Origin of the sequence: Pseudoalteromonas sp. T1lg23B (assembly GCF_002964665.1) — a bacterium.
Classification (GTDB): Bacteria; Pseudomonadota; Gammaproteobacteria; order Enterobacterales; family Alteromonadaceae; genus Pseudoalteromonas.
In genome coordinates, this window is the sequence record NZ_PQBZ01000042.1 from 638,973 (window position 1) to 659,412 (window position 20,440).

Here is a 20,440-nt window from a genome sequence, read left to right on the forward strand (position 1 = left end):
ATGACAACAACGAGAACTCTACTTTTCGGTGCACTGGCACTCGCCTCAACACACGCAGCGGCAAATTGGTCTACGACCGTGACGGCTGCATCGGACTATACCTTCAACGGTGTGAGTCAAACGCAAAACGACCCTGCTCTACAAGCAAGCCTTGACTATGCCTTTGATAATGGCATTTATGCAGGTACTTGGGCCTCAAATGTAGATTTTGGTGGCGACACCAACCTTGAGTGGGATGCATATGTTGGTAAATACGTAAAGCTAAACGATAGCTGGAGCGTGGACTATGGTATCGCTTATTACACCTATCATGGTGACAGCAACTCCAGCGACGGTAATTACCCTGAGGTTTACTCAAAGTTTGGCTTTAGCAATTCATTGGGCCAAACCGAGTTTAACTTTTGGTATAGCTGGGATTACTTTGGTACAGGTGCAGGCCACACCATTGCCATGGTTGCTCACAGTGTAGAAATTGCCAAAGGCCATACACTACGCGCAAGCTTTGATGTATCAAACTCATTAGACAGCGATAAGTACATGTGGGATGCGGGAGATAAATCTTACCATCACTACCGTTTGGCTTATCAAACCAGCTATGAGGGCTTCAATTTTGAAGTGGCGGCTGAAAACACCAGTTTAGATTATGATACCGCTGATGAGCGTATCGTACTGAGCGTGTCACGCACCTTCAATCTGTAAGTTTACAAGTCTCCTACTACTTGTAATAAAGGCCAGATGAAAATCTGGCCTTATTTTTTATTTGATGCTTGGTTTTGATGTTTGGTATAGCAAGGCTAACGGGATATAACCGTCTGAATGACCTGTTTAAGTTCAGTGGGCTTATCTGTGCCTAAGCTAATCACTGAGCCATCATGCAGTACGATGTTAACGGCATCAAAACCCGACACATTATATAGTGTTCCGTGATTGATTTTTCGAATTCCCCAGCCCGTAATCCAGCGATTCTCAACGACCGTAACTTCTTTGATGTCTTTGACGGCAATACTGCCATTGATAAGACCAGCCCCCATTTCCCAGCTTACAGAAGAAGCATCTACAGTGACTTTCAACTTATAGAAATTCAGCATCACAGCCAACACAATAAAGGCCGTGATATATAAAGCCACGGGCTGCGCTTTTACAAAATACACCACGAGTAATAAAACAATAACCAGCACCGCTATCATTGAATAACCGTACTGAACGTTTTCATACACCATATTTAAACTCCTTCTCTACCCCATGTAACCGTATTTTTCAAACCCAAAAAGTGCTCGTACACCGGTATTAACCTAGCCGTAAGGCGTAGCCAAAGTGACCAAAACATTGGCTCTATAGGTTCACCATAGAAAAAGACCGTGTTTAACACAACGCTGAGTGACGCTAGTTAGAACGCAAAGCACAGCGACAATACAAAGTTTGAAGAGCACAAACTCAACCAAGTGAAGTAGTAGCTCACATCACCAAACTCGCTGATTAATAAGAGTAATAACACTCTGCTTCTTGCGCCTTAGGCCAAACACTCACAGGGTAAGGGCCGCCGAACATAGCGGACATAAGCATTTTAGAGCATTGGGTTAAGTGGAGTCTGATCGACATAAACGAACATGGAACGAGCATTGATAAAGGTAAAATTTGTCTGTTTTTACACGGAACGCCAGATTTTGTCCTATAACATTATGAACCGCCGTTTTGGTGGAAAGATAAAAGCACGTAATACAGCCCGTTATGTCTGTTTTAGTTTGGATATTTGGGGGAGTTGTTATACACCACTACAGGAAGTGAGTAATGAAAGTAAATATAAAGTCATTTGATGTCGCTATGGAAGTGAAGCAAAAAGGCGTAGAACTCGAAGTTAGAAGCCCTGATGGCAATAATTTTCACGGCGATTGTTATGTGACAATGACTGGGCTAGTCTGGTGTCTGGGTAAAACGTCTAAGGCTCAAGGAACAAAAATAAAATGGGAAGAGCTGATGGAAATATGTGGTTCTAAGGAAAAGCTAAAAGCCGCTTTGAAGGCCGCTAAAAGTACATAACAAGTTAAAGCATCGGAAAACCACTCCAACTTGCTGGTCAATTACGGGTACATTTTTGGTAATATGATCACAAAGCGGATATCGCCAATAGAAAAGGGTCTGACTAGCTCGTTTTTAAAAAGGGTGTCCTGTTTAGTACTGTTTAGTAGGAATTGGTAAGGTTCTTTATACTTACCGATAGATACAACTTTTAAAGATATTTAAGCAGGCTCGCGCTCATTCTTAGTTTATTTTAACCAAGCTTATTACTCTGATTGCAGCGTTAAGAATATAAGGAGGTTAGGTGCCGATTTACATCAAAGTTGAAAAATCTAATGAACGGCTAGCACACCTTGCGAGAGAAAGCTGGGATCTTCCGACTCAAATCATAGAACTTGAAACGTGGTTATTCGAAAACCCTTTAAATTTAACTCCTGCTAATTACGTGGCTGATATTGGTTTCAGTATTAGAGAAAATGCTTGTGGTGGTGGTGCGATTTTATCACCTAAAGCGATGACAATTATGGGAAACTTAGGAATAAAGCTGTACTTATCTGAGTATGGTGATTAATGTGTACCTGCCAAGCGAATTGACGCTCGGATTAATAAAGTTTGACTTGGTTCGCTGCGCTCAATGATGAATCCAAGCAATATCAACACCTAACTGAAACGTTATAAGGACATAGATGAATCGACTATTTGGTAAAAATGTAATAAAAATTGCAGCACCTCAAGACAGGAAAGAGCTTAAGTTTGAGATGCTTCACGACCACGATGGTTTCAACTCTATCAATGTTCGTTTTTTCAACGCTGACAATTCACCTATCACTATCGACTTTTCAGACTTAGCAATTCAAATGCTTTTCGATCCAGATACAGAATCAACCAGTTTAGGTGAGTTTGAGTACGTAAAAGCAATTGAAAATGGCTTTGAGGTGTGTGGTGATTTTGGAATTATTTGGGTGTATTGTGATTCAAGCTCGCCCAAGCTGTAAGCCTATCAGACTAGTTATGAAAGAGTAATCTAACAAATCAGTTAGCTCCTCCCTTTGGCGCCAGAGAAGAGCGGCGTTGCGGGTGTTGTAATCGTTTAATAATAAATTGGTGGTATTTAGGTTGATTAAAAAGATTCTGTTGTTTTTAGTCGTTCAGTCCTGCTTTTTTTCTCAGTTTGTTTTCGCAGATGAAGCAAGTGTTCTCTATCTGAAAGTATTCTCGGTAAATGAAAATATTGTAGTTAAAGCTAACCTTATGGGTGAACATCTAACCTATAAGGTTAAAGAGTCTAAAACTAAAATCAATCTAGATTTTAGCCATTTGTGGAATGAATTAGATACTTGGGAAGTAACAAAAGAAAGTGTAGATAAGCGGATTTCTCACTATGAAGATTTATTTTTAAAACCCATTAATGGGTTGCTAAAAAAAGCTAAACAAATACATTTTATTGTTGATGAAAATTCTGTTCGCTATGCTATGGGCTTAATCCCATATGAAGGTAAACCTCTCTTCCTTCACTACCCTATTTCATATAGCTATAACAACGTTGTTGTAACACAAAAAAGTTTTTATTCAGAGAGTTGGAGCGGTTTATCAATTTCTGATCATACTGCGGATCCAGAAAATGCCGCTTCATATTTAAGTAAATTTATCTTAAATAACAGCCACTATAAAATGGAGGACTTGAGCTATAGTAAATTTGTCGAGTCGGGTCCCTTTGACGTATTGTTATTTAGCCTTCATGGTGTAAGAACTGACTCAAGCGCCAGAATGACTTTTAACGAGCAGTGGCTTAGCGCCAACGATTTTTCACACTTTAAAAGTAAACTTATTTACTTGGACTCATGTCAGATGGGCTCTTCAATTGATTTTTTAAAGAAGCTACAAGATTACGGAAATGAGTTTTTTATAGCCCCACTATTTAGTAACGAAGCTGGAGGCTCTTCAAGTGCAACAATAAAAGGGTTCTTTTCAAACTTGAAATCTGGGGATTCCCCTGCCGTTTCAATGTATAAAGTTCGTAAAGAACTTTTTGAAAAATATAGTAAAAGTGATGGCGTTGATGTTGCTTACTGGAAGGCGTTTCCGTTTAGAGTATATCAACAAATCTAGTAGGCAAGTCACCTGAGAATCATTTACAACGCAACAAAAATAGTTGATTTGGTTGCGACACACATTTTAACCAATGATTATTAGCCGCACAGTGGGGCTTGAGCAGTAAAACATGGAGAGATAATGATAAAGTTTTTATTCGTTTTTTGGGTTCTGTTTTTATCTGGCTGTACCAGTATTCCTATTTCGACCATGCTGGAGCTTCGCGATTTCAATGAACAAAGCTTTGTGGCTTTAAACCCTGTAGAGATCCGTTCAAAAATAAGGTTGTCTGAGCCGCTCACGTTAGATTTAGCAAAAATTACTTTATCGCTTAGCTTAGAAAATGAAAAAGGGTTTAGAAACTTCACATTTCCACTCGTGCTTGAAAACGAAAATAAAATAGCAGCGCTAGAGGGTTTATTTTCATCACAACCAGCCAACACAGAATACACTTTTAGGCTATCGGACATCGCTCTTAAAAATTTTGTGGAAACGCAAAAATTATTTTCAGATGGCATCAAAAGACAAGGGTCTTTTTCAATCGGAGCGAGTTTCAACCAAGAGTCCAAAGAAGTGCAAGCAGCCTACATCTCAATTTTGCTACAACTCAGTGATGAAGAAGGCTTTTTTACTCTGCTTGATAATGCCGAGGTTGATTTTAAGCAAAAAGGTTAACAAATCACTTTAAAAGGAGCTTTCACTATTAAGTTATTAGAATTGATTGTTTTTTAGCCTTTTGGCACAATGAGTTAGGTTTGGTGATGTTTCTCTCTCAACATGGCGTTTGCAATATAAATGGAGCCCAATTCTCTTGAAAACCTGCAAATATATTTTCTTCCTGTTGTTTTTACTTATTTGTGTATTTTTTATTTTTGGCGCATTAACAGCCACTCCCTCGCCACTAAAGCAGAAGGCTGAAAACCTACCAATTTATATTAGTAACATTTCCATAGTTGATGTATTGAATGGAGATATTAAAGAGTCTCATCATGTATTAATTTTGAATGGAAAAATTGCTGATATATCACCAGACCCAATAACCGTTAACTTCCCTGATTTCATTCCGGTCGACGGTAACAATAAATACATACTGCCATCGCTGTGGGATATGCATATTCATACAATAAACCGTTCTGATGTTTTGCATTACCCGCTTTATTTCGCCAATGGCATTTTAAACGTTAGAGATCTCGGCAATACATGCAGTTGGAGTGACGATCGAACTTGTACCGCGCCAAATAAACACTGGCAGCGCTCAGTTGAAAGTAAGTCATTACTTGGCCCGAATACATGGACACAGGTAAGTTTTCACATGGAGGAGTTGGAAGATAGCGATATCAAATCCACTTTAACTTGGCTAAAAGACCGTGATGACTCTGTTTTGAAGTTACAACTTAACCACGATACAACGAGTCAACAATTTCAATCGATTTTAAACGATGCGGAAAAGTCTGACATATCTGTCGTTGGCCATCTCCCAGCAAACGTTGATTTGGCTAAAATTGACCTGAAGAACCTAAACAGTATTGAGCATGATCGGGCTTTCTACTCTCATTGCTCTGAACATCAAGATGTATTTGAAGAACGCGTATCTGTCATGGTTCACTTTGTTAATAGCTACAGTGAAGAAAAATGTCGGATAGTCATGCGAACGATACAAGAACAAGGCGTTGCCTATACGCCAACTCATATCGCCTCAAGCCAGCAAGATATCAATATCAGTCATAAATTATACGAAAAAGGTGAGCTCAATGAATATATTGACGATACGACTCTCACATTATGGAGAATGTACGCATGGCTCACAGAAAAAGGATTCGACGAACAAGATAAACAAGATCTTACAGTATTAAACACCACCAGTTTAAAGCTCTCCAGATTAGCTGAAGATAATGGTGTGCTATTGCTTGCGGGTACCGATGCACTTGACGCTTTTATTTACCCCGGTTTTAGCCTTTATGATGAGCTTGAAATGCTATCTAAAGCTGGGTTATCAAACAGTGAAGTCATCCGAACAACAACCATAAATCCTGCAAAATACTTTAATGTGGAAGCATCATTAGGCAGTGTTGATATAGGAAAACGGGCAGATTTAGTCATACTCAACAGTAACCCACTGAGTGATTTATCTTCCCTAAAAGAAGTGGATAGCGTGATATTTAATGGCGAACTGTATACCAACAAAGAGCTAAATGAAATAAAACGACATGTAGCAAGCACTGCTAAAGATCTATCCGTCACAGCAAAGCGATTTTGGGAGTTATTTTTTAACTAAGTTTTTTCCAATCTAAAGCTCACTGACTTGGTACAAACATTTTTACAATTGAAAATACCGCAAACATCGCACCTATCACCAACTTTTTAAATGGACACCCACCCCAACTTGCTGGTCAGTTACGGGTACATTTTTGGTAATATGATCACAAAGAAGATATCGCCAATAGAAAAGGGTCTGACTAGCTCGTTTTTAAAGTGGGTGTCCTGATTAGGGTATTGATTAGGGTAACTCATGCCGAGCGGCGTGGCTTCGCAACTTATTTAACCTACTTTGAAGCACACATAGGTTGGTGGCGTAACACCATGTAATAGATAAGTTATGACCACTGCTCTAACATGCACGCAGAAATTATCGGTAATAGTAACTTAATGAGTGCTCGCTCATCTGTTCGCTTGCCTAATGTTGTTTGCTGGCGCATAAGCGCCCTAAGGAATAAGAATGCGTTGCATACGCAAAATACTATGTTGCAGTATCGTGATGGTAGCGATGTTATGTTCTATCAGTTTTGCACAATCAAAAAGCGAAAACCCTATTTTAAACTTTATTGGTGGTGCGTTTGATAGCTGGGGTAAATCTGAGTTTTTAGGCTTAATTGGGTTAGGTGGACACGGTGCGACCAGCGCCCAAATTGGTCAAGTTATCGATATGCTTAACGACATAGAGCAGCAGATAGGAGAAGAACAGCAGGAACTTGTTGAATTGCAAGGTGAGTTTTTTCAGTTAGAAAGTAAAATTGATAACAACGAATTAAAGTCACAACTGCAAATGATTTTGACATTGGAAGAGTCTGTTAACACACACTGGACTGGGTTCAGTAATGATGTTGGAGGGTTAAGCACCTTTGCAGATATCGCCAAATCACAGTCCACATTGGCCAAGTTACAAAAATTTGCTGATCAGAACTTGATGTGTAGCCTAGGCGAAAACTCGGATCTTTTGAGCAACCTAAACGCAGACGGCCACTTTGCGTCGGGTTTGCAAGCTTACAAGACAGTACTTGGTGATAATCTAGATACATTAACTAGTCAAAGTAATTACCCACAAACATTAGAGTCATACAATAACTCCTTGCAGATGTACTTATTTAAAGTCGTAGCATCACTGCAAATGAGTTATACAATTCAAAACACCTATTTGTACCTAAGTTATAATACCTCTGGCTTTGAGGATTTAACATTCTGTATTCCTGGGATAACCGCAAAGAGTTACACCACAGATTTAAATGCGCTTAATTCATACTATCAAAAACAGATCAACAACTTGGTACTTGCAGTTATCCCAGAGTTAATTTCAGATGATTGGAGCGCATTAACCTACCCTCGCGGTACCGATATAAACCCACAAATGGCGAACACCCTATCATGGACTGGGCCTGATGGTAGCAACAAGCACATTATTGGTGGTGGATGGGCAAACTCGTGCCGTATATACAGTTGGGTTGGCGTGGATAACTCCCCTTATACTAAAGGTATCTATACATCTGAAACCCTTGCAGCTCAGTGCCATGGTGAGCAACAACAAATAGATTATAAACAGTACTGTGTTGTCGATGGTCACAATAACGCCATCAGTGCCTTCATAGGTAAAGACAAACAAGGCAGCACAAAGACCGCATTACAATGTGTAAACTACCAAGCGGCTAACTATGACTCAAATTATAAAACAGATGTATTAAGCCCAACCCCTTGGTTTTTTACTGGTGACACTGATGCTAAATTTTATTATTACCCCGGTGGCATGGAGTCGTTTCCAACGGCACCTAGCATCAACTTTAATGGTCTTGGTGATCATATGCACCAACATAATGATGGCGCATATGTAGAAACTGCAAAAATAATCTATCCAGACACTATAGGGCCACAAGGGAGATACTCATTTTATTTTCAATATAATGGTACCGAGAACTCAGAGAAAACCTCTACTCATAGCATCTTGTATATCAATGGGGAGATGCACCAGAAAGGTTTCCACTACCACTGGAACATGACCTTGAGCTGCCAGGTTAACGATGATTTCTGTTGGGTGATGGATTCAGATAAAAACTCATTATGTGTAGGTGGTGATCAACTAAAACTTACCATTAAAAGCAGTGGAGATGATAAAGCAAACATCCAGTACGTAGGAGACAATTGCTCTTAAAACCAACACTGTAAGCCCTTTATGATTAAAACAGCCCATCAGCGAGTGCCAAAAGCGACTTTGGCATTTGACTTGATGAGGCTGCCAGGCGATTAGCTTGACCTACCAATTATTTTAAACTACCTACAACAGCCTTAGAGTCATACGACGATTGATAGGCCACATAAGAAATACCGCGGTAACGATAAAACTAACAATGGAGCTAACAATCAATATTGCTAGCGAGTAAGTGTCCATAATTCGCCCTTATGCCTGATAACAAAATTAAGCACATAAAACTATCGACGCAAGCACAAAATAGGTACAGATATTTAATTTTTTACTTTAAAGTAAAGCTCATCTTCAGTACAACTCATGGAAAGACCGCTTGAACATCGTTAAATATACCGAATTTACCGCTTTATCTTATCTTGTGATCAGTGCGCCCGTATTTGCTTTGTTGGCCGCGCTATTTGGTGTGTCAACATTTGATATCTACTCCATCACCATGCTTATTTTTATCGACTTAGTCGCCAAAGCCGTCCCCTATTTCACTTTATTCCTAGGTACCAAGGTGCCACATAACCAATACAGTAAAGTGTTCTTCTACGCATTTTTGATATTTACCTCAGCGATCATGGCGCTGATTTACTTTACCTTGTTTATTTATGACTTTACTGGTGCCACCAGCGGGCCGCTGTCTGGTGTGGTGCTCATCACCCCTTATGTTTTGCTGATCCCGTTAGGTGCTGCAATCGGTGCTTTGTGTGTGGTCGCTGTGACGTTTGTGCAAAACAAGCTTTAGCGACGCCATTAGACTGAGCAGGCACACGGCTCGCTCAGTCGAATAAGCACTGTAAAGCCGCTACACTACGTTCTAGGTTAATTGATTGTGTTGCCTGTCTATTCAAAGTTTTGTTACTACACGATGAAAAGACAAGCGCAATTAAATACATAACTATATGAAAAATAAAGTTTGTCGTACCGATGACATAAAGCTGACGTTACCATGGTTGGGTTTTTACCCTAGGCTCCGTTTAGACACAACAGCAAGGACTAAAACGTGATTATTAGAAAATTAAGATTACAAAAAGGTTGGTCTCAAGAACAACTGGCACAATTAAGTGGCCTCAGTTTGAGAACAATTCAGCGCATCGAACGAGGTCAAACGCCAAGTTTAGAATCGCTTAGGTCTTTAGCTGCCGTTTTTGAAACCACAGTTGCCAGTCTTCAACAGGAGCTAACGATGAAAACCGACACAAATACAGCCGCTATTAGCGACCAAGAAAACAAAGTTATCGAGCAAGTATGGGCTATTAAAGCGTTTTACAGTCACTTGATACAGTATGGGGTAACCATCATTACGTTGTTTATCGTTAACTACTTCGTATCACCTCACTATTACTGGGCTTGGTGGGTTGCCCTGGGTTGGGGTGTGGGTGTCATCAGCCATGCGCTCGATACGTACGAAGTGTTTAATCTATTTGGCGCCAAGTGGGAAAAACGGCAAATTGAAAAGCGCCTTGGTAGAAAGTTATAAAATATATTCAAAATTTCAAAAAGTTACAATAACAACACCGTTTCAGTAACCACATACACACTGAGACGGTGTTGGCTTAAACCCATTCAAACGCAGCTATTTATTTACCTTACCCGGTAGGCTGAGGTTTCCTGATGCAATATCCATGACGTTGACCACGCATAACAAAGGCGCATGCACGCTTTGGTTGACTCGTAAGCCCGCGGTTACACCATCAAACGCGGTATCTTCAACTATTCCTATATTCTCAAATGGGATCTGTACTTCAACCACATCATCGTTGAAGGTTGGGCTCCACCCAGGGCTATCCAACAAAATGGGTAATCCAGGCCAGGTTTTCGGTAATCGAGGTTTATTGCCTTTTGGTATATCAACCACCCCCAAGGCGTCTTTGCCACATTGCTCATTAGGCGTTAAAACAACCCAATGGCTGTGCCAAATGTTGCCGTCGTTGCTGGTATTACCATCACCATTTTCATCAAACAGTGGCGTATCATCAAAATCAGGGTGTGCAGTTACAGCCAGTGCCAGAATGCCCGCATTGCGCTCAAAGCCAACTTCATAGCTGTCGATTGCAGTAGGCCAAACGTAAGAAAATACCTCACTTCCTGCAAGCTTGCCGCTTACCGTGGGCTTATGTTTGCCCGCTTGACCTGAAACCGCCATGTGAAACGTTGCGACATTTCCTTTGGTGGTTATTTTTGCGTGAATAATATCAAACGGTGCCAATGTGGTTTCATTAGCCGAAGCCTTTATTCCACCTTGGTGCTGTTGATGGCTCAATACGGAGAACGAAAGACTCGCAACCAATAATGGCGTAAGTAAATTGAATTTACGCATGAGCCACTCCTTTCACCTCATCAAGTGATGCCCCAAAGTTAATATGAAAAACCGCGCCATCCAGCAATAAAGCAGGCACCGATTTCACCCCCGCTTGTTCGGCAAATGCTATAGCAGACTTTTCTTCCACTAAATGAACAACCTCAACCTGATAACGACTTTTGTCCAACGCCTGTAAAACCTGTTGCTCTGCTGCCACACATATCGCGCAGCCAGCATGATAAAAAATAGCCTTGTTCATGATGATTCCTTTTTCGTCAAAATTAACAGTATCGACTCGATACCAATTAAACTGTAAAGATCAAAATCAGGGTTGTCAATATAGTATTTAGTCGATACTATTTAGCTATGAAACAAAATCACATCTATAACAGCGTTGAACGTTTGGGCGATCTCCTCAAAGTGGGTGCTCGACAAGCAGGTGCAGAGCATGGGCTTCAACCCGTGCATGTGGAAGTATTACATTATCTATCAATCTGCAACCGCTATTCAGACACGCCAATGGCGGTAACAGACTATTTGGGGTTAACCAAGGGCACGGTTTCTCAGACACTTAAGGTATTGGAAAAAAAAGACTTACTGGTCAAATCAATCGACGAAAATGACAAGCGTATCACCCATTTGAAGTTATCCGAAAGTGGTCAGAAGCTGGTCGCTGATTTGCTCCCTACCAGCTTATTTATGAACGCCTGTGCACAACTATCTCCCGAGCAGCAATCAAACATTGATTCGTCACTCAAGTTACTGCTTAGAGCATTACTAACAGCAAATAACTTAAAGACTTTTGGAGTGTGTAAAACATGTCGATACAACCAACAAACAAGCGATGGCAATTACTTTTGTGGCCTTGTTAAGCAGCCGCTAACCTCGGACGACACACAGCTGATCTGTCGCGAACATGAAGATATTTAGCGGTGTCCCACAGGTGAAATCTCCCAATGTTTAATCGCGACACCGATGTTCATTCCGGTTCTATATTTAACACACTGATTTTAAAGCTTTGATTTTACCTTCGCATGTCTTGGCGGTTAATTTACAGGTGGTGTTTTATGGGGCGTTGCTAAATGAAAGGGTTCTCAAGTCGTTAACTATCAAGCTCGCATGCTGCGACTGAGCTGAATAACAACGGAGCTCACCCCAATCAAGTAAATAAAAAAGGCCAGACAATATTATCTGGCCTTTATTTGTTATTTTACCGCGCTTACAGCGATAAGCTGTTTAATATCTCATCATCAACACGATTTGCTAGTGTCACTTTTAGCTTAGGTGTGCGCGCCATTTCACGTTTAATAGCAAAATCAGCTTCTTCGTTACGCGCCCAACTACGACGAGCAATTCCGTTATTTACATCAAACAACAGCATGGATTTAAGGCGGCCTTCGGCCTCGGGAGTACCATCAAGCAGCATACCAAAGCCACCATTGATCACCTCACCCCAGCCCACTCCACCACCATTGTGGATTGATACCCATGTTGCACCACGGAAACTGTCACCAATCACATTATGAATCGCCATATCCGCAGTAAAACGACTACCGTCATAAATGTTTGACGTTTCACGGAACGGTGAATCAGTACCGCTCACATCATGGTGATCGCGACCAAGCACAACCGGACCAATTTCACCGCGTGCAATGGCATCGTTAAATGCTTTAGCGATTTGGGCACGACCTTGGGCGTCAGCGTATAGAATACGTGCTTGCGAGCCGACCACCAGCCTGTTTTGCTTAGCGTCTTTTATCCAAGTAATGTTGTCTTGCATCTGCTGCTGAATTTCTTCAGGTGACTCCGCCATGATCTGGTTCAGAACGTCGGCGGCAATCGCATCGGTTTTGTCCAAGTCTTCAGGTTTGCCTGATGTACATACCCAGCGGAATGGGCCAAAACCATAGTCAAAGCACATAGGACCAAGAATATCTTGGACATACGATGGATATTTAAAGTCAATGCCATTGTCAGCCATCACATCACCGCCTGCGCGTGATGCTTCAAGCAAGAAGGCATTACCATAGTCAAAGAAATAGGTGCCTTTGTTGGTGTGCTTATTCACTGCATCGGCATGGCGTTTCAACGTTGCTTGCACTTTCTCTTTGAACACTTCAGGTTCTTCACGAATTAATCGATTTGACTCTTCGTAGCTAATATCAACTGGGTAATAGCCGCCTGACCACGGGTTATGCAACGAAGTTTGATCCGAGCCTAAATGCACAAAAATATCTTGTTCGTAGAAGCTTTCCCACACATCGACCACGTTGCCAATGTAGGCGATTGAAACCACTTCTTCATTCTGCTGTGCTTCTTTTACACGCTTGATTAGCGCGTCCATGTTGTCGATAAGCTCATCAACCCACCCTTGCTGATGACGTTTAGTCGCGGCTTTCGGATTAACTTCCGCGCACACCGTAATACAGTTTGCAATGTTACCCGCTTTGGGTTGAGCACCACTCATGCCGCCTAACCCTGCGGTTAGGAAAATCTTACCTTTTGGACTTTCACCCTTGTTCAGTACTTTACGGAACGCATTCATCACGGTGATCGTCGTGCCATGTACGATGCCCTGTGGACCAATGTACATGAAAGAACCCGCAGTCATTTGCCCGTATTGCGTCACACCTAACGCATTGAATTTTTCCCAATCATCCGGCTTTGAATAGTTCGGGATCATCATGCCATTGGTGACAACCACGCGTGGCGCTTCTTTTGATGATGGGAATAAACCCATTGGGTGGCCAGAATACATGTGCAGCGTTTGATCTTCTTCCATTTCGCTCAAATACTTCATCGCCAACAAATATTGTGCCCAGTTTTGGAAAACAGCGCCATTACCACCGTAAGTGATAAGCTCCTCAGGGTGCTGCGCCACTGCTGGGTCTAAGTTGTTGTCTATCATCAACATGATGGCGGCTGCTTGCTGACATCTTGCTGGATAGTCCGAAATTGAACGGGCTTTGAGCTCATAGTTGGGCTTAAAGCGATACATGTAAATACGGCCGAAATCTTTTAGCTCTTGTGCAAATTCCTGTGCCAACTCTTGATGCCACTCTTTTGGGAAATAACGCAGGGCATTGCGAATCGCTAGTTGCTTTTCATCTGCTGACAAAATATCTTTGCGCTTTGGTGCGCGGTTAGCATCCGCAGGATACGGCTTCGCAGCAGGTAACTCACTTGGGATCCCTTGCTTTATTTGCTCTTGAAAATTCATCATGACTCCCTCTTAGTTAACTTTAAATGCTTGTGATTTAACTAATGCTATCATGGCATCAATATCAGGCTTCAACAGCCTGTCTTCTTCTAGCTTGGCTACTTTTTGACGAATGAGCGCGAAGTTTTCTTCGATGATATCTGAGCATTGATTAGGTCGTCTAAACTCAATAGCCTGCGCTGCATACATCAACTCAATAGCTATGATCTTTTCTAAGTTGCCAAGAATTTGATTAAGCTTTCTACCTGAAATACTACCCATAGATACGTGATCTTCTTGGCCCATAGAGGTCGGTACACTGTCCGCTGATGGCGGGAAGCATAGCGATTTGTTTTCAGTCACCAGCGCTGCTGTCGTGTATTGTGGGATCATCATGCCTGAGTTTAAGCCGCCCGATGAGGTCAGTAATCTGGGTAAGCCATGTAGACCTTCCAGTAGCAAGTAACAGCGTCTATCGGCAATGTTGCCTAGTTCCGCCGCCGCAATAGAGGCGTAATCCAGCACCATAGCCAAAGGCTGACCATGGAATCCACCACCAGAAATTGCCTCTTCACTGCTAATCACAATAGGATTGTCAGTCACTGAGTTCATTTCTATTTCAGCCAACTCTTTGAGGTGGTTATATGCGTTACGTGACGCACCGTGCACTTGTGGAATACAACGCAATGAATATGGGTCTTGAACGCGATCACAGTCGGTATGTGCTGCCATATTTTGCGAATCTTTGAAGAAACGTCTCATCCGTGCAGCCACTTCGATATTGCCAGCAAATGCTCTGATCTGATGAAGCTCTTCTCTAAATGGAGACTGACTCCCTTGCATCCCCTCAATACTCATGGCGCCTGCCAAATCGGCCAAGTCGAGCAAATAACGCATTTTGGTCAGTGCTGTAATAGCATGGGACAAAATAAACTGTGTCCCGTTGATCAGTGCTAAACCTTCTTTAGCATGTAATTCTAGTGGCTCTAAGCCATGCTCTTTGAGTGCTTGCGCCGCTGGGATGGTGTTATCGCCATGCCAAAACTCACCTTCTCCAATCAAAGGTAAGAATAAATGTGAAAGTGGCGCGAGATCGCCAGAAGCCCCCACCGAGCCTTGCTCAGGCACAACAGGAATAAGGTCAAGTTCGATAAACGCCAACATACGCTCAACCACTTCTAAGCGAATGCCCGAGTAGCCCTGACTCAAGGCGTGTACCTTAGTGATCAACATCAATTTAGAAATCGGCTTGGCGATTGGCTCACCCACACCAACAGCATGAGTGATCAGCAGGTTTTTTTGTAGTAAGTGCGTTTCTGCTGGCGAAATTTGCGTATCACACAAAGGGCCAAAGCCTGTGTTAATGCCGTATATGGCTTTGTCTGAGTTCGCCATGATATCGACATTCTGTCGGCTAGTGTTTATTTTATCTAGCGCTTGCTGGCAAAGTTCAGCTTTAATACTGCCATCGGCAATCCCATTTACGATATCAAGATTTAGCTGGTCAACACCATATCTAAACGTCATCTTTCTCTCCTAAGCGTTTGTCTTTTCAGAGCAACTGAGTGCTTCAATGGCCTAATGCTAACTTGCCGATGATGTTTTATAAATGCATAATAATCGTAATTCATTCCGATTTTATCGAACAAAGATAGAGACAAATAAGGCGCACAAGATGCAGGTTCATGACGTTGATTTAAGGTTACTAAGGATCTTTGTTGCCATTGTTGAATGTGGCGGCTTATCCGCCGCTGAGTCACGCCTCAATATTGGTCGCTCTACCATCAGCTCTCATCTGTCTGATTTGGAAGTCAGGCTTGGTATTAAGCTGTGTAAACGCGGTAGAAGTGGGTTTGAATTGACCGAACCTGGGCGCATTACCTACCAAGCCTCTTTGGAACTCCTACAACAATGCGAAGCGTTTGCGACCACCGTGGCAAGCTCCAAAGATCAGCTTTCTGGCCGTGTAACAATCGCTGTCATTGATACCATGGTCAGCGATCCGCGTTGTGGCGTCGCCAGTGCCATTTCAGCCTTAAAAGCAAAGAGCAACAATATTCAGTTTGATATTAATGTATGTGAAGCACGGGAGGTAGAAACGTCCGTCGTAAACGGCCGTTCGCTGGTTGGATTGGGTGTAAGTAGCACCATTTACGTGGTTTGGACTATTTCCCTTTACATAACGAAACCAACTATTTGTATTGTGGTGTCGCCCATCCACTTTTTGATTGCGACCCTGCACAAATCGACAAGTTGCTGCAAGATGCGGAAGTTATCACCAGCAACTATATGCGCGACAAAGAAACACGCAACGATGGGCTGAACTATCAAAACAGCGCCATCGCTTATCACGATGAGGGGATCGCTCACTTAATTTTGTCCGGCGCGTTTATTGGTTATTTACCCGAACATTATGCCAATTTTTGGGTAGACAAGGGGTTGTTTAAGCCCATTCGGCCAGACAAATATTGTTATCAAATCCCCGTGGTGCTGATTTCTTCCAAAAGCAATAGCGCATCGCCACTGGCTAATGCGCTCATAGAAGAAATCAAACGTTGTCACTCTATTACATAAACACAGCGATTAGGCTCGCCCATTGTTGCTCAAGCTGGGCAAAGCTCTTACCGGTCACCGCACTAATATCTTCACCTCGATATATTTTCAAATAGGCATCCAAACCATAATTTTCAATTAAATACTGAGTAAATGCGCCTTCTTGTAAATATGCCAACTGACGGGCTACGCCCGATTTCGCAGCGTTTCTGGTACGCTCCGCATCGGTAAGTGGAATTAACCCTCCGTGTTCTTGTGACTTTTGCGCAACCATACGGTAAAGATCCGTACCAAAGTCTGGGTATTCGGGTGATTCACCAAATCTGTGCTGCAAGAATACCGCTAAGCCATCATCGTAGAAGCGATCTTCTCTGTTATGCTTTAGTTTCTTACGATAAGCGCTAACGGCATAAACATGGGTGAGCTCATGAACAATCGCCATACCGCTCTTTTCTTGTTCATTTTGTGAGAATGCTTTAAGCACACGACTTTGTGGAATATGAATCGTATTCCAATCTTGATAAGGGATACGATGCTGCTTTGAGATATAGACAGTCAACTTCTCTTTGATTGGTGTACCTTGATACTCTTTAGATTGTTTTAAGTAGGCCAATATCACCTGACGATTATCGCTAACGCGCTGTGCCAACTCCCCCACTATACTTTTGGGCACATCCTCATCGTATTCAATATCGAAATTATCGGTTTGATAGGTTGCTGCTAAACCAGCGAAAGAGTACAAACCTGCGATCAGTAGCAGGGATTGTTTGAACATATCTGTTTATCCTTGTTCTTTATGTATTTTTTGGTACAAAAATGTTGAGCAACGCGATAAGGCCAACACATCATTTGTTCCATTTTTAGTTACATCATACCAGTGCGCTCGATAAATTGTCCAACTAATCAGCCCTTGCTATGCCTATTGCAATTATTCTATCGTTGCACAACCTATGGCTCGTAAAAGGCATAATCTTAACTAAACTGAATAAAGTGGTCGCTTGCAATGAGCAGTACAGTCAATGAAAAAGTGTGGGTTGTTGATTCTTTTTGTCGCCTTGTTAACTCAAAGCTCAGTGTTTGCCAAGCTCCCCGATGACACATTTACCCAGTTACGTGCGCAAGTCACCGCCGCAGGCCAAACGTCACCGTCAGCAGGCATCGCGAAAATTGATGAGCTTTTAGTGCTACACAAAGACACGTTAGCCAAAGCACAAACCATTCGCTTGTTGTATATCAAATCTTGGTATCAAATCAATTCCGATTTTATCGAACAGGCCATGAATACGCTGGCTGAAGCCAGATTGATGGCCGCAGATATAGACGAACCAGGCATTTTGTATAGCTATTACAGCATTTCCGCCAGTGCATTATCAAATGCAGAGCTCTATGAACTGGCGCTGGAAAACAACCTCAAAGCCTACCAAGAAGCGCCCCTACTCAATCGTTCTGAATTTATCAGCCAAACGGAAAATAATATTGGCCATATTTATTTGAAATTGGGACTTTTGGACGAAGCTGAGCACTATTTCCAGCGCTTTTACGACTTCGCCTTGGCACAAGACTTGATACCACAACAAGGCACTGGTTTGAACAACTTAGGGGAAGTTGCTTTGTTAAAAGGTGAGATAGACAAAGCGCATACGTTTCACCAGCAAGCACTTGCTATTCGCCAAGCCAACGGGCTTGCCTACCATGAAGCTTGGTCACAATTTAATCTAGGTCGAGTCTACGCCGCCAAGCAGGAAGTTGATTTAGCTGAGCACTATCTTCAGCAAGCCATTGAAAGCTGGGAAGACAAACATGCCGCCTCTAAAACCCTTCAAGCTAAGCTTGAACTGGCAAAAATTTATTCCAATGAGCAACGTTATGACGAAGCGATGCGCTTACTTGAAGATGTCATCACATTAGGACATGAGCATCGACAGCTTACCTCGTTACTAACCGCATTGAAAATGCACAGCGAACACCTAAAACAAAAGGGTGATTTAAAAGCTGCTTTGGCCGCTCAGGAGCAATATAACCAAGTATCTGATCAGTTTGTTAAAAAACAAGCCGCCGTTGGTTTAGCTTACATGGTGTCTCAAACCGAGTTACAAACCAAAGAGATGGAACTCAAACAGCTTGAGCAAACCCATCAAGTGACGGTGGCCATGGCCGAAGCTGACCGCCAACTCGGTTGGTTTATACTCTCCAGCGCGGTGCTGATCATTGTCATCACCTGGTACTTTATGTACCGACTCAACAACAAAAAGCGCCAGTTGCAGACCCTACTCACACAACTAGAACGCACTCAAGAGAAACTGGTAGAGTCTGAAAAAATGCGCGCCATGACCACGTTAGTATCTGGCATGGCCCATCAGCTAAACACACCGCTTGGTTTGGTTATAACAGCAGATTCAACACTGCAATCATTGGTAGAGAAATTGGCTGACAGTTTTAGTGACAAAACACTCACTCAAAAACAACTCGCCCATTTCATTAATGAGTCCACAGAGTTACTGGCATTAAGTCAGAAAAACAGCGAAAAAGCTGCGAACATGGTGCAAAGATTTAAAATGATGTCCGCCAAGCTTCACATGAGTGAATGTTCCACTTTTCTCTTATTAAGCTTTTTAAAAGAAAATATTCATCGACTGGCTGAATCACACGATCAGACAATCAGCTTTAATTTGTCGGGCGAAGATATCCAAGTCACCAACTATGCACCGGTTTTATTAAAAGTGATTACTCAACTTATCGAAAATTCAATAAAACATGGTTTTGTGCAAACACCCGACCCTCAGGTTGATATCACCATCTCGCGTGACTGCGACGAAGTGATCATACATTACAAAGACAACGGTTCCGGTATTCCAGTAGACAAGCATAAACAGGTATTCAACCCTTTTTACACCACCCGCTTGGGTGAAGGAAACTTGGGGTTAGGTCTCAATATTATCTATAACTCAGTTGTTCACATTATGAATGGTCAGGTGGAATGTGTGGAAGATGCACAAGGTGCGCACTTTGTGATTCGTTTCCCTCAAAGAGTGCTCAATTCTGAGTGCTAATTACAACAAAACTCAATGTTCCTATAAACTTAAAAACTTGCTTATAAAGTATAAAAAAGCACACACAAAAGGCCTCACAGCCCTATGTGCGTGCTTAGTTATTATAAGCTAGGAAAGGCTTAAACTTACGGTGATTAAAATTAACATTGTGACTTTATGTACTCGACTTCGTCACGTCCAACAACGCCTGTGCCATTAGCTGCGGCATTAAACTTCTCCGAAAAGCACATGGCTCTGCGATTGCTGTATTCACCAAGCTGTGTACAATCTTGGCCATGCATAGGGTCATACGCTCTGTAACCTTCTCTGGTTCCCCAAAGTACTTTGAAGTTTAAATAACAGCTCTGATACCAATAGCCTATCAATTCCTGCTTGGTAGAGTCCGCATAATATTCAATACTAATTATGCCTGATGGCGCTGCAAAAGAAGCGGTTGAGGCGACACCTAAAGACAATACCGCTGTTTGTAATAGTTTTTTAAAATTAAGCATAAATGAGTTCCTTTATAAATTATTTTTATGAATCGATGATATTCACGATTAATCTCGATAAACCTCATATCGTTTGGGTCTATCTACGAAACAAAGTACTCATGACCCATTCTATTCGTCCTATTAAATGTCTATTAATTTCAAGAAATAGAATTTCGATAGATGCCATTATGCTTAAATACAGCGCAAAGCATTGATTGTAAAACTTATTATTAGGTAACAAGTTATTACGACTCACTCATCTGATGGGGAGTTATGTGAAGACTTTGCACAATGTGATGA

The 20,440-nt window shown here is 42.0% G+C and carries 19 protein-coding genes and 1 pseudogene; 13 read left to right on the plus strand and 7 right to left on the minus strand.

Annotated features, from left to right (window positions below):
• A complete protein-coding gene (locus tag C2M32_RS19250; protein WP_105169921.1) occupies positions 1-699 on the plus strand; it encodes a TorF family putative porin in 699 nt (232 codons plus the stop codon).
• A 95-nt stretch (positions 700-794) separates the two neighbouring features.
• On the opposite strand, the gene C2M32_RS19255 is transcribed toward C2M32_RS19250, so the two are convergent.
• Positions 795-1,220: a hypothetical protein gene (locus tag C2M32_RS19255; RefSeq protein WP_105169922.1), complete on the minus strand. Its 426-nt coding sequence runs from the start codon at positions 1,218-1,220 to the stop codon at positions 795-797.
• Between the two features lie 568 nt (positions 1,221-1,788).
• Here C2M32_RS19255 and C2M32_RS19260 point away from each other — a divergent pair.
• From C2M32_RS19260 to C2M32_RS19300, 9 genes are all read left to right on the plus strand, one after another.
• Positions 1,789-2,037, plus strand: coding sequence for a hypothetical protein (locus C2M32_RS19260; protein ID WP_105169923.1), 249 nt, complete (start codon positions 1,789-1,791; stop codon positions 2,035-2,037).
• A gap of 283 nt (positions 2,038-2,320) precedes the next feature.
• Positions 2,321-2,587 (plus strand): hypothetical protein, encoded by a 267-nt coding sequence (locus C2M32_RS19265; RefSeq protein WP_105169924.1) that lies wholly within the window; start codon positions 2,321-2,323, stop codon positions 2,585-2,587.
• 115 nt (positions 2,588-2,702) lie between these two features.
• Positions 2,703-3,011 carry a hypothetical protein gene (locus C2M32_RS19270; RefSeq protein ID WP_105169925.1) on the plus strand — a complete coding sequence of 103 codons (309 nt, stop codon included), beginning with the start codon at positions 2,703-2,705 and terminating at the stop codon, positions 3,009-3,011.
• A 121-nt stretch (positions 3,012-3,132) separates the two neighbouring features.
• Positions 3,133-4,125, plus strand: a complete 993-nt coding sequence (locus tag C2M32_RS19275) for a hypothetical protein (protein ID WP_070993589.1) — start codon at positions 3,133-3,135, stop codon at positions 4,123-4,125.
• A gap of 123 nt (positions 4,126-4,248) precedes the next feature.
• Positions 4,249-4,782 carry a hypothetical protein gene (locus tag C2M32_RS19280; RefSeq protein ID WP_105169926.1) on the plus strand — a complete coding sequence of 178 codons (534 nt, stop codon included), beginning with the start codon at positions 4,249-4,251 and terminating at the stop codon, positions 4,780-4,782.
• Between the two features lie 136 nt (positions 4,783-4,918).
• Positions 4,919-6,382: an amidohydrolase family protein gene (locus C2M32_RS19285; RefSeq protein ID WP_105169927.1), complete on the plus strand. Its 1,464-nt coding sequence runs from the start codon at positions 4,919-4,921 to the stop codon at positions 6,380-6,382.
• Positions 6,383-6,823: 441 nt separating this feature from the next.
• Positions 6,824-8,524, plus strand: coding sequence for a hypothetical protein (locus tag C2M32_RS19290; RefSeq protein ID WP_105169928.1), 1,701 nt, complete (start codon positions 6,824-6,826; stop codon positions 8,522-8,524).
• A gap of 367 nt (positions 8,525-8,891) precedes the next feature.
• Entirely contained in the window at positions 8,892-9,308 is a 417-nt protein-coding gene (locus C2M32_RS19295; protein WP_105169929.1) for a hypothetical protein, read from the plus strand.
• A 258-nt stretch (positions 9,309-9,566) separates the two neighbouring features.
• A complete protein-coding gene (locus tag C2M32_RS19300; protein WP_105169930.1) occupies positions 9,567-10,043 on the plus strand; it encodes a helix-turn-helix domain-containing protein in 477 nt (158 codons plus the stop codon).
• A gap of 96 nt (positions 10,044-10,139) precedes the next feature.
• Here the strand turns inward: C2M32_RS19300 and C2M32_RS19305 are convergent, their stop codons facing one another.
• Positions 10,140-10,883 (minus strand): hypothetical protein, encoded by a 744-nt coding sequence (locus C2M32_RS19305; protein ID WP_105169931.1) that lies wholly within the window; start codon positions 10,881-10,883, stop codon positions 10,140-10,142.
• A complete protein-coding gene (locus C2M32_RS19310) occupies positions 10,876-11,124 on the minus strand; it encodes a thioredoxin family protein (protein WP_199886190.1) in 249 nt (82 codons plus the stop codon). The genes C2M32_RS19305 and C2M32_RS19310 overlap by 8 nt, the downstream gene beginning before the upstream one ends.
• Before the next feature lie 107 nt (positions 11,125-11,231).
• Between C2M32_RS19310 and C2M32_RS19315 the strand changes: the two genes are divergently transcribed.
• Complete coding sequence (locus tag C2M32_RS19315; protein WP_105169933.1) at positions 11,232-11,795, plus strand: MarR family winged helix-turn-helix transcriptional regulator; 564 nt, start codon at positions 11,232-11,234, stop codon at positions 11,793-11,795.
• 289 nt (positions 11,796-12,084) lie between these two features.
• On the opposite strand, the gene C2M32_RS19320 is transcribed toward C2M32_RS19315, so the two are convergent.
• Together C2M32_RS19320 and hutH are read right to left on the minus strand one after the other, a co-directional pair.
• On the minus strand, positions 12,085-14,085 hold the full coding sequence (locus tag C2M32_RS19320; protein ID WP_105169934.1) for a urocanate hydratase: 2,001 nt from the start codon (positions 14,083-14,085) through the stop codon (positions 12,085-12,087).
• A gap of 12 nt (positions 14,086-14,097) precedes the next feature.
• On the minus strand, positions 14,098-15,591 hold the full coding sequence (gene hutH / locus C2M32_RS19325; RefSeq protein ID WP_105169935.1) for a histidine ammonia-lyase: 1,494 nt from the start codon (positions 15,589-15,591) through the stop codon (positions 14,098-14,100).
• 148 nt (positions 15,592-15,739) lie between these two features.
• On the opposite strand from hutH, the pseudogene C2M32_RS19330 reads away from it, so the two are divergent.
• A pseudogene (locus C2M32_RS19330) lies at positions 15,740-16,638 on the plus strand (LysR family transcriptional regulator).
• Here C2M32_RS19330 and C2M32_RS19335 read toward each other — a convergent pair.
• Positions 16,631-17,392, minus strand: a complete 762-nt coding sequence (locus tag C2M32_RS19335; RefSeq protein ID WP_105169936.1) for a hypothetical protein — start codon at positions 17,390-17,392, stop codon at positions 16,631-16,633. The pseudogene C2M32_RS19330 and the gene C2M32_RS19335 sit on opposite strands and share 8 nt — an antisense overlap.
• A gap of 244 nt (positions 17,393-17,636) precedes the next feature.
• On the opposite strand from C2M32_RS19335, the gene C2M32_RS19340 reads away from it, so the two are divergent.
• Entirely contained in the window at positions 17,637-19,667 is a 2,031-nt protein-coding gene (locus C2M32_RS19340; protein WP_105169937.1) for an ATP-binding protein, read from the plus strand.
• Between the two features lie 140 nt (positions 19,668-19,807).
• Here C2M32_RS19340 and C2M32_RS19345 read toward each other — a convergent pair whose 3' ends face one another.
• Entirely contained in the window at positions 19,808-20,158 is a 351-nt protein-coding gene (locus tag C2M32_RS19345) for a hypothetical protein (protein ID WP_105169938.1), read from the minus strand.
• Positions 20,159-20,440 lie beyond the last annotated feature (282 nt).

Coding starts and splice junctions, on each gene's coding strand:
- C2M32_RS19250 (WP_105169921.1), top strand. CDS start 1: ATGACAACAACGAGAACTCTACTTTTCGGTGCACTGGCACTCGCCTCA.
- C2M32_RS19255 (WP_105169922.1), bottom strand. CDS start 1,220: ATGGTGTATGAAAACGTTCAGTACGGTTATTCAATGATAGCGGTGCTG.
- C2M32_RS19260 (WP_105169923.1), top strand. CDS start 1,789: ATGAAAGTAAATATAAAGTCATTTGATGTCGCTATGGAAGTGAAGCAA.
- C2M32_RS19270 (WP_105169925.1), top strand. CDS start 2,703: ATGAATCGACTATTTGGTAAAAATGTAATAAAAATTGCAGCACCTCAA.
- C2M32_RS19280 (WP_105169926.1), top strand. CDS start 4,249: ATGATAAAGTTTTTATTCGTTTTTTGGGTTCTGTTTTTATCTGGCTGT.
- C2M32_RS19290 (WP_105169928.1), top strand. CDS start 6,824: ATGCGTTGCATACGCAAAATACTATGTTGCAGTATCGTGATGGTAGCG.
- C2M32_RS19305 (WP_105169931.1), bottom strand. CDS start 10,883: ATGCGTAAATTCAATTTACTTACGCCATTATTGGTTGCGAGTCTTTCG.
- C2M32_RS19310 (WP_199886190.1), bottom strand. CDS start 11,124: ATGAACAAGGCTATTTTTTATCATGCTGGCTGCGCGATATGTGTGGCA.
- C2M32_RS19315 (WP_105169933.1), top strand. CDS start 11,232: ATGAAACAAAATCACATCTATAACAGCGTTGAACGTTTGGGCGATCTC.
- C2M32_RS19320 (WP_105169934.1), bottom strand. CDS start 14,085: ATGAATTTTCAAGAGCAAATAAAGCAAGGGATCCCAAGTGAGTTACCT.
- hutH (WP_105169935.1), bottom strand. CDS start 15,591: ATGACGTTTAGATATGGTGTTGACCAGCTAAATCTTGATATCGTAAAT.
- C2M32_RS19335 (WP_105169936.1), bottom strand. CDS start 17,392: ATGTTCAAACAATCCCTGCTACTGATCGCAGGTTTGTACTCTTTCGCT.
- C2M32_RS19340 (WP_105169937.1), top strand. CDS start 17,637: ATGAAAAAGTGTGGGTTGTTGATTCTTTTTGTCGCCTTGTTAACTCAA.
- C2M32_RS19345 (WP_105169938.1), bottom strand. CDS start 20,158: ATGCTTAATTTTAAAAAACTATTACAAACAGCGGTATTGTCTTTAGGT.